Source organism: Aeoliella straminimaris (assembly GCF_024054565.1).
In the GTDB taxonomy this organism is placed as follows: Bacteria; Planctomycetota; Planctomycetia; order Pirellulales; family Lacipirellulaceae; genus Aeoliella; species Aeoliella straminimaris.
Genome location: NZ_JAMXLR010000036.1, coordinates 543,446 through 560,023 on the forward strand (window position 1 = coordinate 543,446; position 16,578 = coordinate 560,023).

At 61.1% G+C, this 16,578-nt stretch carries 12 protein-coding genes; 6 read left to right on the forward strand and 6 right to left on the reverse strand.

The features are described from left to right. Positions 1 to 75 precede the first annotated feature (75 nt). From NG895_RS11580 to NG895_RS11590, 3 genes are all read left to right on the forward strand, one after another. Entirely contained in the window at positions 76 to 1,245 is a 1,170-nt protein-coding gene (locus tag NG895_RS11580) for a CinA family nicotinamide mononucleotide deamidase-related protein (protein ID WP_252852659.1), read from the forward strand. Between the two features lie 125 nt (positions 1,246 to 1,370). After that, positions 1,371 to 3,395 (forward strand): NAD(+) synthase, encoded by a 2,025-nt coding sequence (gene nadE / locus NG895_RS11585; RefSeq protein ID WP_252852660.1) that lies wholly within the window; start codon positions 1,371 to 1,373, stop codon positions 3,393 to 3,395. 53 nt (positions 3,396 to 3,448) lie between these two features. After that, positions 3,449 to 4,054 carry an SMI1/KNR4 family protein gene (locus NG895_RS11590; RefSeq protein WP_252852661.1) on the forward strand — a complete coding sequence of 202 codons (606 nt, stop codon included), beginning with the start codon at positions 3,449 to 3,451 and terminating at the stop codon, positions 4,052 to 4,054. Between the two features lie 66 nt (positions 4,055 to 4,120). Here the strand turns inward: NG895_RS11590 and NG895_RS30880 are convergent, their stop codons facing one another. The 3 genes from NG895_RS30880 to rlmKL all read right to left on the reverse strand — a co-directional run bounded on the left by NG895_RS30880 (position 4,121) and on the right by rlmKL (position 7,006). Next, the gene (locus tag NG895_RS30880) at positions 4,121 to 4,447 is read right to left on the reverse strand and encodes a type II toxin-antitoxin system PemK/MazF family toxin (RefSeq protein ID WP_425267218.1); all 327 of its coding nucleotides are present in this window, start codon (positions 4,445 to 4,447) and stop codon (positions 4,121 to 4,123) included. Next, positions 4,435 to 4,686 (reverse strand): AbrB/MazE/SpoVT family DNA-binding domain-containing protein, encoded by a 252-nt coding sequence (locus NG895_RS11595; RefSeq protein WP_252852662.1) that lies wholly within the window; start codon positions 4,684 to 4,686, stop codon positions 4,435 to 4,437. The genes NG895_RS30880 and NG895_RS11595 overlap by 13 nt, the downstream gene beginning before the upstream one ends. Positions 4,687 to 4,786: 100 nt before the next feature. Further along, complete coding sequence (gene rlmKL / locus NG895_RS11600; protein WP_341871453.1) at positions 4,787 to 7,006, reverse strand: bifunctional 23S rRNA (guanine(2069)-N(7))-methyltransferase RlmK/23S rRNA (guanine(2445)-N(2))-methyltransferase RlmL; 2,220 nt, start codon at positions 7,004 to 7,006, stop codon at positions 4,787 to 4,789. A gap of 86 nt (positions 7,007 to 7,092) precedes the next feature. Between rlmKL and NG895_RS11605 the strand changes: the two genes are divergently transcribed. Together NG895_RS11605 and NG895_RS11610 are read left to right on the forward strand one after the other, a co-directional pair. Continuing rightward, positions 7,093 to 7,962, forward strand: a complete 870-nt coding sequence (locus NG895_RS11605) for a CE1 family esterase (RefSeq protein WP_252852663.1) — start codon at positions 7,093 to 7,095, stop codon at positions 7,960 to 7,962. 121 nt (positions 7,963 to 8,083) lie between these two features. Beyond that, on the forward strand, positions 8,084 to 9,004 hold the full coding sequence (locus tag NG895_RS11610) for a peptidylprolyl isomerase (protein WP_252852664.1): 921 nt from the start codon (positions 8,084 to 8,086) through the stop codon (positions 9,002 to 9,004). A 115-nt stretch (positions 9,005 to 9,119) separates the two neighbouring features. On the opposite strand, the gene NG895_RS11615 is transcribed toward NG895_RS11610, so the two are convergent. Continuing rightward, positions 9,120 to 9,722 carry an OmpH/Skp family outer membrane protein gene (locus NG895_RS11615; RefSeq protein ID WP_252852665.1) on the reverse strand — a complete coding sequence of 201 codons (603 nt, stop codon included), beginning with the start codon at positions 9,720 to 9,722 and terminating at the stop codon, positions 9,120 to 9,122. Positions 9,723 to 10,171: 449 nt separating this feature from the next. Between NG895_RS11615 and NG895_RS11620 the strand changes: the two genes are divergently transcribed. Beyond that, entirely contained in the window at positions 10,172 to 14,584 is a 4,413-nt protein-coding gene (locus NG895_RS11620; protein WP_252852666.1) for a beta strand repeat-containing protein, read from the forward strand. Between the two features lie 85 nt (positions 14,585 to 14,669). Here the strand turns inward: NG895_RS11620 and NG895_RS11625 are convergent, their stop codons facing one another. Then, the gene (locus tag NG895_RS11625; RefSeq protein ID WP_252852667.1) at positions 14,670 to 15,524 is read right to left on the reverse strand and encodes a formyltetrahydrofolate deformylase; all 855 of its coding nucleotides are present in this window, start codon (positions 15,522 to 15,524) and stop codon (positions 14,670 to 14,672) included. A 94-nt stretch (positions 15,525 to 15,618) separates the two neighbouring features. Then, entirely contained in the window at positions 15,619 to 16,524 is a 906-nt protein-coding gene (locus NG895_RS11630) for an HDOD domain-containing protein (RefSeq protein ID WP_252852668.1), read from the reverse strand. Between the last annotated feature and the right edge of the window lie 54 nt (positions 16,525 to 16,578).

A 16,578-nucleotide genomic window follows, 5' to 3' on the forward strand; every position in this document is an offset into this window, starting at 1 on the left:
TGTAGCTTTGGTTCCTACTCCGGATGCTGACGCTTCCGACTCGCTACAACTCAAAACGCCAAACTCCCGACTTCCATGCGTGCTGAAATCATTGCCATCGGCGACGAACTTACCAGCGGCGAGCGGCTGGATACCAATACCCAGTGGCTTAGCCAGCAGCTTACCGATAAAGGCCTGGAGGTGATGTTCCACACCACCGTGGGCGACGACATGGCGGCCAATGTCGACGTGTTTCGCAATGCCATCGGTCGGGCCGACATCGTGGTAACCACCGGAGGTCTCGGCCCTACGGCCGACGACCTCACCCGCGATGCCATGGCCGAGGCGATGGGCGTGGAACTGGTGCGGGACGAAGCGTCGCTGGAGCACATTCGCCAGCTGTTTGCCCGTCGCAACCGGCCGATGCCCGAACGCAATGAGCGGCAGGCGTACTTTCCGGCTGGCTCGGTGCCGATCACCAATCCCAATGGCACGGCCCCAGGCATTCACGCTCAGGCCACGAAACCCGATCGCGGAGTGTGCCATCTGTTCGCGCTGCCCGGCGTGCCGGCCGAGATGCACGAGATGTACACCGCCACGGTTTCCCCTGCGGTGCTCGCGCTCAGTGGCGAGCCACGGGTGATTCGCCATCGGGCGATCAAGATCTTCGGCCCCGGCGAGAGCCAACTCGAGGCCATGCTGCCCGACCTGGTGCGGCGTGGCCGGGAGCCGCGCGTCGGTATCACGGCCTCCAGTGCCACCCTCACGCTGCGGATTACGGCCTCGGGCGTGGATGAACAGGCCTGCCTGGCCGCCATGGAGCCCACCGCTCAGGAGATTTACGCTGCAGCGGGACGGTTTGTGTTTGGCGAAGGCGACATCGACCTGCACCACGCGCTGCTGAATGAACTCGGCGAGCGGGGCGAGACGCTCGCCACCGTGGAGTGCTGCACCCGCGGGCTGGTGGCCGGCTGGCTGGCCGAGGACGATCCCGAGGCCCGCGTGTTCCTGGGCGGCGCGGTGATGCCCAACGTCGATTCGGTGGCTGCTGTGGCGGAGAACGCCCGTTCGGAGCACAACGCTACGTACGGCCTGGCGATCGGCGCCAGCGATGCCGACGGGGCAGTGGAAGTCGTGGTGTCCGATGGCCAAAATGTCCAGCACGAGACGTTCACCTGGGGAGGCCATCCCGCCGTGGTCGGCCCCCGCATCGCCAAGAGTGCCCTGAACGTGCTGCGGCTGAAATTGGTGCGGGAAGAGGCGTAGGTTCGGGCCCTGGTGAACCACTAGCCGCAACTTAGTGTCATGGATACACTAAGTTGGCGGGTACGCTATACTCGACTCGACGCCCGCTGCCTTCCTTCTGTCCACTGCCTACCGCCGACACCAAAATGCACAACATCCGCATCGCCGCCGCCAGTGTGAATCAGACTCCGCTCGATTGGAGTGGCAATCGCGAGCGACTGCTCTCGGCCATCAACGAGGCTCGCGCCGCCGGGGCACAGATTCTCAACCTTCCGGAGCTCGCCATCACCGGCTACGGCTGCGAGGACATGTTCTTTTCGGTCGGTGTGCAGCGGCGTGCCTTGGACGAGATTGCCGAGTTGTTGCCACACACCAAGGGCATGGCCGTGGCTGTGGGGCTGCCGCTGTTTTACGAGGCCAGTCTGTATAACGCCGCGGCCCTGATGGTCGATGGCGAACTGGCCGGCATCGTCTGCAAGCAGTTCATGGCCAGCGACGGCATCCACTACGAACCGCGCTGGTTCCGGCCGTGGCCGGCGGGCGTGGTGGGACAGATCGAGTGGAACGGTCGGCTGTACCCAGTGGGCGACCTGCTGTTCGACGTCGGCGGCGTGCGGATCGGCTTCGAGATCTGCCGCGACGCCTGGATCGCCGAACGCCCCGGCGGCCGCCTGGCCCGACGCGGCGCGGACGTGATTCTCAACCCCAGCGCCAGTCACTTTGCCTTTGGTAAGCAGGCCGTCCGCGAGCGGTTCGTGCTCGAAGGCTCGCGGGCGTTCGGCGTTACCTACGTTTACTGCAACCTGTTGGGCAACGAGTCGGGCCGCAGCTTGTACGACGGCGGCGTGCTCATGGCCAGCGGCGGCAAGATGAGCGCCCGCGGCCGATTGTTCAGCTATTCGGACGTCGAGCTGACCGTGGCCGATTTCGATGTGCATCGCAATCGACTGGCACGGGGACTGGCGTTCGATTCGCGGCTCAAGGTCGAGCGGCATGGCGACACGTTGCAACTGGTGTCGTTCGCCTGGAACGATGCAGGACCGGGCCTCGTGAATCACACTGCCGAGCCCGAACCGTGGGAGACCGGCGAGTTTGCGAAGCACGAAAACTTCAGCCGGGCGGTGCCGCTGGCGCTGTTCGACTACCTGCGGAAGAGTCGCACGCAGGGCTTCGTGGTCAGCCTCAGTGGCGGGGCCGACTCGTCGGCCGTGGCGGTGCTGGTGCACCTGATGGTTCGGCGGGCGCTCAAGGAAATGTCGCCGGCGGAATTCGTCGAACGCTTGGGCGCACCGCTGCGTCTGGCGGCGGTGCAGGAGTCGCTCGACACCAGCGACCACGACGCCGTGGCCAAGGCGTTCACCGGGGCTTTGCTCACATGCGTGTACCAGCCGACACGGAACTCCACCGAAACCACCCGCAACTCGGCCCGCACGGTGGCCGAGGCTGTCGGCGCGGAATTTCTGGAGTGGGACATCGATGCGGTGAACGAGAGCTACGTGCAGCTCGTTTCGCAAGCCATCGGCCGCGAGCTCTCCTGGGATCACGACGACCTGGCGCTGCAGAACATTCAGGCCCGTAGCCGGGCGCCCGGAGCGTGGCTGTTGGCGAATCTCCGCGGTGCTCTGTTGTTGTCGACCAGCAATCGCAGCGAAGCGGCCGTCGGTTACGCCACGATGGATGGCGACACGGCTGGCGGGCTCTCGCCAGTGGCTGGCATCGACAAACAGTTCCTGTTGTCGTGGCTCCGCTGGATGGAAATGGTGGGGCCGGACGACCTGCCACCGCTGCCAGAGTTGAGCGTGGTCACCTCACAGCAGCCCACCGCGGAACTTCGCCCGCACGACGAGGGGCAGACCGACGAGGCCGACCTGATGCCCTACGCCGTGCTGGACGCCATCGAGCGCGCAGCAATCCGCGACAAGCAACTGCCGCAAGACGTGTATACTGTGATCCGTGCCCAGTTCTCCGACTACGACGAGCGGCAGATCGGCCAATGGGTCGTGCGGTTCTTCGAACTGTGGTGCCGCAACCAATGGAAACGCGAACGCTACGCCCCCAGCTTCCACGTGGACGATGAGAACCTGGACCCGAAGAGCTGGTGCCGCTTCCCGATCCTGAGCAGCGGCTTCGCCGAGGAATTGGCGGAACTCAAGCGGCAATTGAAGCTGTAGGCGGCGGGATGGGCGAGATAGTTTGCATGCATTCTCTGTGCGAGGACGTTCACTTGGACCGTGACCAACTTCCGCTAATTGAACGCATCGTTGAACTCCTAGAGGAGAGGCGAGCGTACCGTGAAGCACATCCCATCACGCGCGATCCATTCACCTTGAAACCGGGTTTTCGTGCTGTCGATGCTTATCCGCCGGGAGCTTCGCAGCGAGCAATTGGCGCATTCGAAAAGAAATACAACTGGAAATTGCCTGACGATCTCAGAGCTTGGTTGCGGATTACAAACGGAGCGGCGGGGTATCTGGGAGTCGATACGGCAGAACGAGGATCGCGGATCAGCGAGATTTGGGAATCTTATCCTGACTGGAAGAAGTCCAATTGGATACCCATCGCGCGCGACGACTTCGGTAACTACTACGTGGCGCTCGCTGATAAGTCCACCACGTCGCCGGTTGCCTTTTTCGAGGGGATAGGATCAGAGTATCCACGCTATTTGGTGGGTTCCGATGTCTTGCACTTTGTCCTATTGAAACTGTTGGAGTTCAAGGACGTTGCACCGGGCAGTTCGACATCTCCTTGGCCATTTGGTCGAGAATATGTACTCAAACTCGATCCCTCGATTGAGCATCTCAACATCGGTGTCCCGTTGGCCTGGGACTAATGGACAACTCGCGCCTTGGAGATGTTCTAGCCAGGAAGCAAGCGTTTCTTAACAAGAGCCACTCGGTCACAGTTCAAATACTGTCTGAATTGCATCCATGAGTTTCTTGGTTGTAGGTGCTCGAAGAGTCGTTAGCTTCTTAGTGAGCCTCTGCTTGTCAATGGATCGGAGTTGGTCAATTGCTGCCACTCCGTCTCGACCTTGCACACGAGTTGGTACGCGAAAAGAGTAACGTCGCCCAGAAGTGAGCGGGGCGACGATGACTGTTCGCAGCTGGCGATTCAGTTCATCAGGAGAGACAATCACGACTGGGCGAGCCTTTCTCATCTCGGCCCCTCGTGTAGGTTCGAGCTGAGCGATCCAGACCTCAAATCGTTTGACTACCACTCCCATTCTCCGTCGAAATCCAGGAGAGTGCAGTCCCAGTCATCAACGTTGTCGCCGCCGAGTGCATGCAACTCAGCTGCTTCCTCCTCCCATCCCTCGCGGGGATTCTTCTTCGCGGGGCGGATGATCACAGCTCCGTCGGCAACTTCCAGCTCCAGCGGCCCGGCCAGGCCAGCTTGTTCGATGACCGACTTTGGCAACCGTACGCCCTGCGAATTGCCGATTGGAATCAGGTTGATTTCCATTTGTCACGTTCCGGGAGTGATAACAATGTAATTACATTCTACCATATGGCGGTCGCGGGTCAATCTCGGCAGATTCGACCATTCCATTGGCCCTCCAAACTCACTCCCTCACCAGTCGCCAGCAGCGATGGATCCGTTGGTTGCGGAAGTCCTCCGGCACAGTTTGCTTGGAAATTTCCCGCGCGCTGTAGCTCGGCAGTTGCTTCTCGTCGAACTTGAAGCGGCGGAAGTTGGTGCTGAAGTACACCACGCCGCCGGTCGGCATCCGCGCGGCGAGTTCTTCCAGCAGACCTGCATAGTCACGCTGCACGTCCCAGTCGTCGATTTCCTGCCGCCCGGTGGTGGTCCGCTTGGTGTTGGAAAACGTGGGTGGGTCGACCACCACCAGGTCGAACAGCTCCTCCTGGGGCAGGGTGGTGAGCCATTCGCGGGAGTCGGCCACGACGAACTGGTGCTGCGGGCCGGCCAGCTCGTTTCGTTTCAGGTTTTCCTCGGCCCACGCCAGGTAGTTGCGAGACAGGTCGACCGTGGTGGTGCTTTCTGCACCTCCGGCCGCCGCGTAGACGGTAAACGCCCCCGTGTAGGCGAACAGGTTCAGGAATCGCTTGCCATCGGCCTCCTCGCGAACCATCTGCCGCGTCTGGCGGTGGTCGAGAAACAGGCCTGTGTCGAGATAGTCGGACAGGTTTACTAGAAACTTCAGGCCACCTTCGTGAGCGACCATGGTTTCGCTCTCGGCGCCGAACTTGCCGTATTGCTTCTCGCCGCTTTGCGTCTCGCGGGTCTTGAGGAACACGCGATCGCGGTCCACTTCCAGCGTCTCGGCGGCGGTGCGGAGCATCAGGTCGAGCCAGTCGGCGTGCTGGGCGGGTGTTCGCTCGTGGGGGCGGCGATACTCGGCCACCACCAGGGCGTCTTCGTAGCGATCGACCGACAGCGGTACGTCGGGAACGTCGCGATCGTATAGACGAAAGCAGGTGATGCCCCGCCGGGTGGGCCACCGGCGCAGATGGCGAGCCCGTTTAGCCAGCCGGTTGGCAAAATCGGTTGCTTGCCGCTGGGAGTCTTCCTGCAAGCCGCCGAATACCGGCTCCACGGTCTTCTTGGGTTTCGGATGAACCTCTTCAGCTTGCGGCTCCGCCATCGGTGGCCGATCGCCACGTGGTGGTTTCGGACCGAGGAACTGGTAGTAGGTGCACTCGATGCGGCCGTTGTAGAGCTTGCGCCGCCGGGTGGCCTCTTGCCCGATGAGTCGCTCGAAGTCGCCACGGGCGGTCAGCACGTAGTGCGACCAGGTGGGCAATCCTCGCAGTACGATGGGCAGCTTCTTGTGCAGCGCGATGGACTCGGCCTCGTTGCCGATGCGAATGCCGTACGGCGGGTTGCAGATCATGCAGCCGTACTTGCGGCTGCTGGTCAGTTCTTCGAACGGCCGCTGCTGGAAATGGACGTCGCCGGCCACGCCCGCCCGTTCGGCGTGATGACGGGCGAGTTCCAGCGACTTGGCGTTCAGGTCCGTGGCGACGATGCGCTGCTCGAGCGGCGGCTGCCACAAATCGCGGGCCTCTTCGCGGGCATTGTGCCACAGCCCGGTGTCGATGGTGGGCCAGGCCTCGGCGGCGAACTCGCGGTCGAGCCCCGGGGCCGAGTTGCGTCCGATCAGTGCCGCTTCGATGGCAATGGTGCCGGTGCCGCAGAACGGATCGATCATCGGTCGCTCGCGGTTCCACACGCTCAGCGTCACCATGGCCGCGGCCAGAGTTTCGCGCAGCTGCCCCTCGGCCACGCTGGTGCGATAGCCACGCTTGTGCAGCCCCGCACCGCTGGTGTCCAACAGCAGCGAGGCCGTGTTGTCGAACAGTTCGACCTCGATGCTGTACTTTGCGCCGGTTTCGGGCAAAGACTCCGTCTGGTGCGCCGCCAGCAGTCGCTCGGCCACAGCCTTGTTCACAATTTTCTGGCAGGCTGGCACACTGGAGAGTTGCGATTTGTGCGAACGACCACGGATGGGAAACGCCCCCTCGCGAGGAATCCACCGCTCCCACGGCAACTGGTTGGTACCGTCGAACAATTGCCCGAAGTCGGTAGCCGGAAACGAGCCTGCCAGCACGACGACTCGTTCGGCGGTTCGCAGCCACAGATTGGCCCGGCAGATGGCCGAGTCGTCGCCTTCGAACTGCACCCGGCCAGGACGTACTACGCGCGGCGCGTACCCTAAAGATTCAAGCTCGCGAGCAGCGAGCTTTTCGAGTCCAAACGCGGTGGTGGCAATGAGCTGATGGATGGAATTGCCGACTAAATGATCGAATTCACAGGAAATAGCTGACGAGCAACGCCTCGTCCGATGGGAGCTTACACGTAATAATAGCCGCTCACACGAACAATTGTTACGGAGCGGTGGCGCGAATGTTGGAACGAGTGGAGCTGAGTGGTGAGGACGCGGGGCGGTACTTCTATGCTCACGTGCCCCCAGGCGAAGCGTTGCCCTTGGTCCTGGCGTTCCACGGAGGCGGCAGCACGCCACTGGACATGTCGCGGTTCTGCCACCTGACCGAGCTGGCTCAACGGCGTCGGTTTGCCGTGGTGTTTCCTGCGGGCAGCGGTCCGTCGCCCGAGTACCTGACCTGGAATGCCGGCATCTGTTGCGGGCATGCTTCGCGGCGCGAGGTGGACGACGTGGGATTCGCCACGCGGCTGCTCGACTCTCTGCTCGACCGCTACGACGTGAATCCCGCGCGAGTGTACGCCACGGGCATGTCCAACGGTGGCATGTTCTGTTATCGCCTGGCGGCAGCCCTGCCGAATCGCATCGCGGCCATCGCCCCGGTCGCCGGGTGCCTGGCGTTCGAACCCGAGCCGCTGCCGCGGGTGGTGCCGGCGCTGCATATCCATGGCACGGCCGACCACTTTGTGCCGTACGACGGGGGAGGGGGGGCGCGGAGCTTGCGGCAGATTGAGTTCCCCTCGGTGCACGACTCGCTCACCCACTGGGCGGACGCGTGTGGATTGCCGAGCATCGAGCCGCAGTATCAGCAGATTCCCTACGACCGGGCCCTGGCCAACGACCAGCGGCTCGACGCCCACCGTGCGATTTACGCCACCCAGCACGGGGTGGATCAGATGGTGGAAATACGAATCACCGGGGGCGGGCACACCTGGCCGGGCGAAGCCCCCCCTTGGTGTTTTCTAGGGGCATCGCTGCTGGGGCTTTCGGCCAGCGAGCTGATCTGGCAGTTCTTGGCGCAGTTTTTTTGCACGAACCGCAGCTCCGAGTAGAATAAAGATCTCGGAACAGAATCCTCGCGAGCACCCACGTTGGCGGTCCCACCCTCCTGCCGTGCAACCGTCGGCCTCGCCTCCTTCTCAAATTGTTGTTGCACCCCAGGTTGTAGATCGCATGTCCAGATTGTTTCTTGTGGCTATCGTGTTGTTGGGAATGAGCAGCACGGTGGCGATGGCCCAGACCGTGCGATTCGAGACCAATGTCGGCAGCTTCGACATGGTGCTGAATCCCGACGACGATCCCAACCTGCAACCATTGGTCGACAACTTGATCGCCTACGTTGGTCTGGGACGCTATCACTTCACGGCCATCAACCGTGCGGTCGATGGCGACAACGATGATCCCTCGGACGACTTCGTCCTGCAGATGGGTGGCTTCCTGGGGTTCCAGCCCACTCCTGATCTGTGGCCGCAACTGTCCACGCCCGTCGAGCGGTTGCCTGAAGCCATTGTGGACGCGGACGGCGACGGTGCGGTCGATTTCAATTCCATCACCAACTCGCGGGGCACCGTGTCGCTCGCCCTGGCCGGTGGCGACGTGAACAGTGGTACCAGCAGCTTCTTCATCAATCTGGGCGACAACGACTTTCTCGACGATCAGGGCTTTGTGCCGTTTGCCGAGATCGTGAACATGAATACCATCGACAGCATCATGGAGCTCGATCAGGTCGACCTGAGTGACGAGTTTGGATCGCCGGGCAACTTGACGTTCATCGACGTACCGGTGACAGAAGAGGACAAGCTGGTTGTGGTCAAACGTGCCTTCGTGGTCGAGGCCGACGAAGACTTCTCGTTCGTTGGCCCCATCGCCTCGGCACTACAACTGCAGAATCGTGGCAGTGCTTCCTCCGCCTTCTCATCGCCCGGTAGTGCGAGCCTCGAAAGTGCTATCTCGGGATCCGCAGCCCAGATATCGACCAGCGTACCCGAGCCTTCAACCGCCTGGTTGCTGGCGCCGCTGGCCCTGTGGGGCGTGTCGCGGCTGCGTCGTCGCAAGCTGCTGGCAACTCCCATGCAGGATGAGCTCAAATACTGAGGGCCACAACTCGGCGCACTCTGTCTCAGCCAACGAAAAGTCCCCTCTCCCGGATACTCACTTGCGTGAGCTTCCGGGAGAGGGGACTTTGCTTTCTGCTATCAGGCTCTGAGGCTCAGCCCTGCTTGTTGGCAGGCTCTTGGGCGGCCGTCTTCTTCGCGGCGGTCGAAGCACGCAGTGCTTTCACGACGTCGTCGGTGATATCGCACTCGGGGTCGAAGTCGTACAACAGGCTATCCTGCTGCGTCACAATTACCGATAGACCACGCTCTTGGGCCACCTTGCGGGCTGTGGGGCGAACCGCCTCGCGAAACTGGCCGATGAGCTTCTGGCGGTGCTGCGATAGGTTCTGTTGCGCTTGGGCGCGAGCGGTCTTGAAATTCTGATTGACTTGCTGCTTGTAGGTGGCGAGTTGAACCTCTCCTTCCTGATTCTGCGCTTGGGCCTCGATCGCTTCCTTCTGCTTCTTGAACTCGCTGGTGTAGTTCTGGGCCAACTCAACCAGTTTGGTGTTCAGGGCGCTTTCCCGCTGCTTGATGGCGTTCACGATCTTTTTGTCGCTACCGAGTTGCCGAGCGACCTCATCCAGATCGATGATGGCAATGCCAGCGGACGGCTTGGCTGCCGCTGTGGGCGGCGGCGTTTGTTCGATGTTGTTGCAGCCGATCGACAGCAGGGCAGAACAGGCGAGGGCGATAACGCTGGCGAATTTATTCATGGCAAGGATCCGTCCCGTGGTTTTTGAGTAGCAATTCCACTTCTCGTGGGCGGGAAATGTAGGAAAAGCACCCGCCCGTGACAAGCGAAGTTTGCGTGGGCCCGCCGCTTGCCGGATCGCTGCCTGGATCGCCAGGTGTGCTGCGAGTGACAGCATGCCAGGAGCTGCCCTGCGGCCTGGCCGCAGCGATTTGGCAGTTTGGATAAACCCTGCCGATAAAGTTATGGGAAATGGCTGGTGAAAGCCTGTTGGTTCTGCCGATGAGCGTCGTAGCGACTGTATAGACTTTGCGGATTCAGCTGACCTTGCCGACTTCGGCCGAGTAGCTAGAATCCGCCCCGCGAGCGCCAAGCATACCCAACGACACCCTTGGCCCAGCACTTTTCTAGGAGCTTATCGTGCAAGGCTGTGAGTACCTCCTGCGGCGAGGCCGTGGCATTGTTTCTGCTATGACAATCGCTTGGCTGGCAACTGCCACGTGTGCGTCGGCGCAAGAAATCGTCGAACAAGGTGCGCCTGTTCAGGGCGTTCCCAGTGCTGGTGAAGTCGTTTATTCCACCGACTCCAGCTATATCGCCACGCCCGGCACCACCTATTCTCCCTATGGGATGAACTATAGTCCCAGCCTGGGGTCGCACCTGCGAGCTCGCTATAACACGCAGAGCTATGGCCAGGTCCGCGGCAACCTGGACCTCGGCACCATGAAGGTGTTCGACGGAGCCAACGGCGTGTGGTTCGTCGATGGCCAGGTGACGCTGAACGACGAATCCAAAGTCGGCTACAACGCGGGTATCGGCTATCGGTTCATGACGCTGCCGCTGCTGCCCAACAGTGCCGACAGCGCCAAGATCGCCGGCATTAGCCTGTGGTCCGACGGTACGACCACCATCAACGAAAACTTCCTGCCGCAGATCGGCATTTCGTTGGAATACCTGGGCGATTTCTGGGACGTACGGGCTAACACCTACATTCCCTTCAGCGACATCGAAGTGGGTGACTTTGTCGCCACCGACAACATCAACTACCAGGGCGACTTCCTGGTGCAGGAGACCATTGCCGGTACGGACGAAGCCCTCACAGTTCAGGATTTCGAACTGGCACGACGGATGGGCAACCGCGACCTGTGGGTGTTTGCCGGCGGTTATGGCCTGTGGGGTGATACGGTCGATACCGCGGGCCTGAAGATTGGTGCGCGTGGGTACCTGACTCCCGACCTGGCTGTTCAATTGGCGGTGAACGACGACGACGAGTTCGGCACCAACACCGTATTCAGCGTCACGTGGTTCATCGGCCGTACGCGTGATCCTTCGGAAACCGGCCCGGGGCTGTACCAACGGTTCCGTGAGCCTGTGATTCGTAACGACTACGTGGCCGTCAAGCAGGACACCGTCCTGGGTGGCGAAATTCTTGAAGGCGACCTCGACGGCGACGGCGAAGTCGAAGACATTCGCGTCGTGCACGTCGACAGTTCGGCTGCCGCCGGTGGCGATGGTTCGTTTGAGAACCCGCTGAACAACCTGGATGACATCGAAGGCACGGGCGCCTCGCCAGGCATCGTGCTCGTGCACTCCGACAGCAGCTTTACGGACCAACAGGCCGTGTTGCTGGACGGCCAGCGAATGCTGGGCGAAGGTGGCGGCATCGAGCACATCGTGAACACCACCAACTTTGGCGACGTGGTACTGCCCGAGACCTCGGCCGGAGCACTGGATGGCGCCGTACCGGTCATCAATGGCGGAGCCGGCGAAGACGTGATCACCCTGGCCACGAACACCATCGAAGTGTCGAACTTCGTCATGAATGGCGGGGCCAACGCCATTGTTTCGCCCAACGGAACGCTGGGCGTCGACCTCAACAATCTGTCGATCTCCAACATGACCGGCAACGGCATTACGCTCACACCCGGTGTGATTGAAGACGATCCGGAAACTCCGGAGGACGAACTGGCGGTTCAATTCACTCCGATTCTCTCCGACCTCACCTTCGAAAACGTGGCTGGCGACGACATCAATATCGATGCCAACTCACCTGAGGGGGCGAGCGTACCAATTACCGAAAGCATCGCTATCTCGGACGTGACCAGCACCGGCAACGGCGGCGTTGGCATCAACTTGTCGAATAACATTAGCACGGCCACCATCGAGAACTACACCAACGATTCGAGTGCCGGCACCGCTGGCATCTTGCTGACCGCCAACGATGGTTCGGTGAACATCACCGACGCCACCATTACCAACCAGGCTGGCATGGGCATTTCGGTGGTCGACAGCAACGGTTCGCACACCTTCGCCGAAGTGCAAATCACCGATACGGGCGCTGCAGCGCTTCACGTCAGTGGTGGCGAGGCAGACATTTCGTACACGGGTAACATCACCCAGGGCGACACCGGCGAGGTGCTGCTGGTTGAGAACGGCCACAGTGGTGCCCTCGACTTCTTCGAAGGCGCCGACGGCAACGGCGTGGTCGACGCCACAAGTGGCGATGGCATGGTGTTCAACGATGCCGACGGCACGTACACCTTTGTCGACGCCGTATCCATGACCGGCACCACGCAGGGCATTGACGTTTCGAATGACTCGGACGGCTCGATTGCCATGCTGGACGCCACGATCACCGACACCACCGGCACCACTCTCCACTTCGATGGTGGTGAGATGAGTCTGAACTACACCGGTAAGATCACCCAGAACAACGCCGCTACGACGTTGCTCGTCGAGGGCGAACATACCGGCACCCTGACCTTCAACGAAGGGGATACCGACGGCGGCGTGATCGACGCCTTCAATGGCGATGGTCTGGTGTTCAGCAACGCCGACGGTGGATACATCTTCAACGACGCCGTGGTGCTGGATGGCACCGCCAACGGTGCGGACACCGGCATCGACTTGCTGAATGATAGCGACGGTACCTTCACGTTCGCCGACGGCACGATCGTCAGCCCCACGGGCGAAGCGATTCTGGTCGATGGCGGCTCTTCGGTGTTCACCTTCACGGGCGAAATCACTCAGGAGAACAACGTGGCGACCGTCTCCGTTACTGGCGGGCATGATGGGGCAATGACCTTCCTGTCACCGGACGACACCACCGACGTGATCAACGCCACTAACGGCACGGGCCTACAGTTCAACAACGCCGATGGCGACTATGGTTTCGTCGGTTCGGTAACGCTGGATGGTTCGAGCAACGGTGCTGATACCGGTGTGGACATCATCAACGGCTCGGACGGTACTTTCACCTTCACCGAAACCACCATCACCGACCCCACCGGCGTAGCATTCAACGTCGTAGGTGGCTCGGCCGACGTCGACTTTGCGGGCAAGATTACCCAGTCGAACAACGCGGCGGCTGTGTCGGTCAGTGGTGGACACGACGGCACCATGACCTTTGCCGAATCGGAAGCCGGCACCGGGGTGGTCGAAGCCACCGACGGTACGGGACTGCAGTTCGACAATGCTGACGGTACCTACCAGTTCAACGACGCGGTCGTGCTGAACGGTGGCGACGCTGGTGTCGATATCGTAAATGGCTCGTCCGGTACCTTCTCGTTCGCGGCCGACTCGGAGATCATCAACCCGACGGGAGATGCCTTCGTGATCACCGACAGCGACGCCAACGTCGACTATAACGGCACCATCACCGACGACACGGGCTTCGCCGTACGCATCGAGAATCACTCCGACGGAACGGTCAGCTTCGACGACGAGGTGACCAGCACCGGCCAGGGTATCCTGGTGCAGAACAACACGGGCGGCAGCTACAGCTTCATCGGTGGCACCGATTTGGATACCACCACCAACGACGCGGTGACGCTCAATAACAACACCGATACCACCATATCGTTCGCCGACATGGACATCACCACCACGTCGGGCGATGGTTTCGTGGCTACCAATACCGAGGGTCTCAGCATCATCGGTGCTGGTAATACGATCACCACCACGACGGGTACCGGTTTGGATCTCGATACGGTCGAGGTTGCCCCGGCTGGCATCCTGATCGACAGCGTGACGGTCGACGGTGCTGTGAGCGGTGTCATCATGAACGACGTGACCGGTGGTCCGGTGGTCATTGGTACGGGCAGCAACGTCGGCGACGGCGGCAGCCTGGCCAACACCACGGGATCGGCAGTTTCGCTGACCAACGTCGAGGATGTCACGCTCAACTTCCTGGACATCAGTGCCACGGGTGGAGCGGGTGTTGAGATCAACCACGTTGCCGGCTTCGGCGCCGATTCGACGGTGTCGATCAACAGCAGCGAGATCTCCGGCACCTCGGCTCAGGGTGTTCTGCTCAACGCGGGCAATGCCAACGATGTGAGCATTACCCTCAACGACAATGTTATCGAGGATACTGCTCTGGCGACGGTGGAACTCAATATCAACGGTAACGCCAACAACGCGGACATATTTGTCACGGGCAATACGCTCGACAATACCAGCGATGCGGAAGCACTGTTGATTACGGGCAACGATGCCACTTTGAAGACGGTTAACCTGCTGGTCAGCGAAAACTCGATGACCAACGACTCGGCGACCGCCTCAACGGTCGAGTTGCAGTCCAGCGGCGATGCGACGCTTAACTCCACGTTCCTCAATAACAATATGAGCAACGCTACGAATGACGCGTTCACCGCCTCGACCAATGCGGCAGGTTCCCGACTGAACCTGCGGATGGAAGGAAACACTGCCACCTCGGGTGATGGTGGTGACGACTACTTCCTGATCGAGAATGCTGGTACGTTCCGCGTTCAGAACCTCACCACGCCGAATGATGACGGCGATACGATCGATACGGCCAATGCCGGTACGTTCGACATCGATCCCGCCATCACCGAGTTCGGTGGCACGGTGCCGCTGCCGTAGTTGGCTGTTCGCAGCAACTGGAAACTGGCATGCTGGCCGGTATCTCTTGCGAGGGATGCCGGCCAGCGGCCGTTTGGTGCGAAAGCTACTTCATTGCCACGACGCGATTGAAGTGCAGCCGCACTTCGCCATCCACCACACGCCGCACGCCCTCGACCAGGCAGTGTGGTTCGTTGTCTTCCTGGCCGCGGCGGATGATCTCCTCGCACGACATGCCCGGCGGTACCGTGAAGGTCGACTGGTAGATGATCTGGTTGCCGGCATCCAGCTCCGGCACGATGAAATGACTGGTCGCACCGTAGGTCAGCATCCGGCTGGCGAATGCCTCCTGGTAGGGGCGGATGCCCGGAAAGCTGGGCAGCAGGCCATGGTGCAGGTTGATGATCCGCCCGCCGGCATACTTCCAGCAACTCGATGGGGGCAGCACTCGCATGTAGCGGGCCAGTACGATGTAGTCGACGTCATGCTCGTCGCAGATATCGATCAGTCGTCCGTCGTCAGGAGAACCTGAAGAGTCGGCAATGTTCTCCCAGGGCACGCCGAACTGCTCGGCCAGGTGCCGGCACTTTTCGCGGTTGCCAATCATCACGCAGGCTTCCGCTTTGATGTGTCCGTCGCGAATCGCACGCAACACGGCCAGCGGAGTTTCGTGGCGAAAGGTCACGCAGATGGCCAGGCGGGGTTTGCGCTCGGTGATCTCCGGCGACCAGGTTCGAACCGACAGACCTGTGGTGCGAGCCACCTCTGCCATGGCCTGCTCGAGTTCCTGCCGGTGCGAGGCGTCTACCTCCACGCGGGTCAGCATCGAGAACACCGATTGCTGGTCGTGATCGTACATCTGGATCTCGGCGATATTGGCGCCCAGGCCAGTTACCGAGTGCACAATCGGATCGGCGAGCCCGCGATTGTCGGGTCCAACTGCGGTGATGACGATTTGCATGGTGGTCAAGGGAGTTGCGGTTGAGTGTGGTCCACTGCTTCCATGTTACCGCAAGGCGCACTTCGCATGGAAGGTTGCCGGCATCGCACCAAGTCTACACGGCCGCCATGGCCTTGGTGGCCTCGAGCGTCTCGTCGATTTGCGACCAGATGTCCGACAGCCGCTCTTCGTTGAGGGCCAGCCGCTCGAAAACGGTCTCGGTCGGAGTAATCGGCGCGGCCTCTTTCATTACCCCTGCGCCACTGCGCGTGGCAATGTAGTCGGAAACGGCAACCAAGTCGGTCAATTGGCGGTCGTCGCCCTTGTAGTCTTCCGGTTTGTGATGGAATTCGATGCTCGTTACCAGTCGCGACGGGAACTTCGACCGCCACGCGACATAGGCACCCAGTTGTGAAGGGCAGAACGTCAGAATCCTGTGCACCGATTCATGCAGCGAGAGGCCTTCCTGCATCGACGTGCGAATCCGCGGAACATGGCGGGCCAGGTGCTGGTCGATGATCAGCAGGCCCATGTCGTGTAGCAGGCCGGCCAGGTACGCTTCTTCCGGATCGGCCACGTGTAGTGTTTTGGCCAGCAGGCGGGCCACCGCGCCAACGGCCATCGAGTGGCTCCACAGTTGGTTGCGGTCGAGCGTGTCCTTGGTGTTCGACGGGCTGAATTGCCGCGAGACGAACACGGTGATCGCCACGTTGCGAATCTGTTTGGTACCCAGCAGTGCGATGGCGCTCCGCAGATCGGCCACTTCCTGCCGCACCCCGTAGAACGAGGAGTTGACGATGCGGATAATCCGCGCGGCCAACGCCGGATCGCGCTCGATCAACTGTCGCAGGTCTTCGGCGTCGGTATGCTCGTCGACAGCCGCTTCGATAATTCGAAGCGCAATCGATGGCAGGCTCGACAGCTCGCTGAGCCGTTGAAACAGCGTTTCGAGTGCTTCGTTGTGAAGTTCCAGCGTTCCTTCGCTGAGTTCATTCTTTGCATTCGTGGCAGTCGCAGTCACGGTTCAGTGTTGGGCTAGAGGTCGAAGTAGCGAAAAGTCGGCGGCAATGTCGAT

Bases quoted from the DNA above. Each gene is read 5' to 3' on its own strand.
- NG895_RS11625 (WP_252852667.1), bottom strand. From the start codon at position 15,524: ATGCAAATCGTCATCACCGCAGTTGGACCCGACAATCGCGGGCTCGCC.
- NG895_RS11580 (WP_252852659.1), top strand. From the start codon at position 76: ATGCGTGCTGAAATCATTGCCATCGGCGACGAACTTACCAGCGGCGAG.
- NG895_RS30880 (WP_425267218.1), bottom strand. From the start codon at position 4,447: ATGGGAGTGGTAGTCAAACGATTTGAGGTCTGGATCGCTCAGCTCGAA.
- NG895_RS11605 (WP_252852663.1), top strand. From the start codon at position 7,093: ATGTTGGAACGAGTGGAGCTGAGTGGTGAGGACGCGGGGCGGTACTTC.
- nadE (WP_252852660.1), top strand. From the start codon at position 1,371: ATGCACAACATCCGCATCGCCGCCGCCAGTGTGAATCAGACTCCGCTC.
- NG895_RS11615 (WP_252852665.1), bottom strand. From the start codon at position 9,722: ATGAATAAATTCGCCAGCGTTATCGCCCTCGCCTGTTCTGCCCTGCTG.
- NG895_RS11595 (WP_252852662.1), bottom strand. From the start codon at position 4,686: ATGGAAATCAACCTGATTCCAATCGGCAATTCGCAGGGCGTACGGTTG.
- NG895_RS11610 (WP_252852664.1), top strand. From the start codon at position 8,084: ATGTCCAGATTGTTTCTTGTGGCTATCGTGTTGTTGGGAATGAGCAGC.
- NG895_RS11620 (WP_252852666.1), top strand. From the start codon at position 10,172: ATGACAATCGCTTGGCTGGCAACTGCCACGTGTGCGTCGGCGCAAGAA.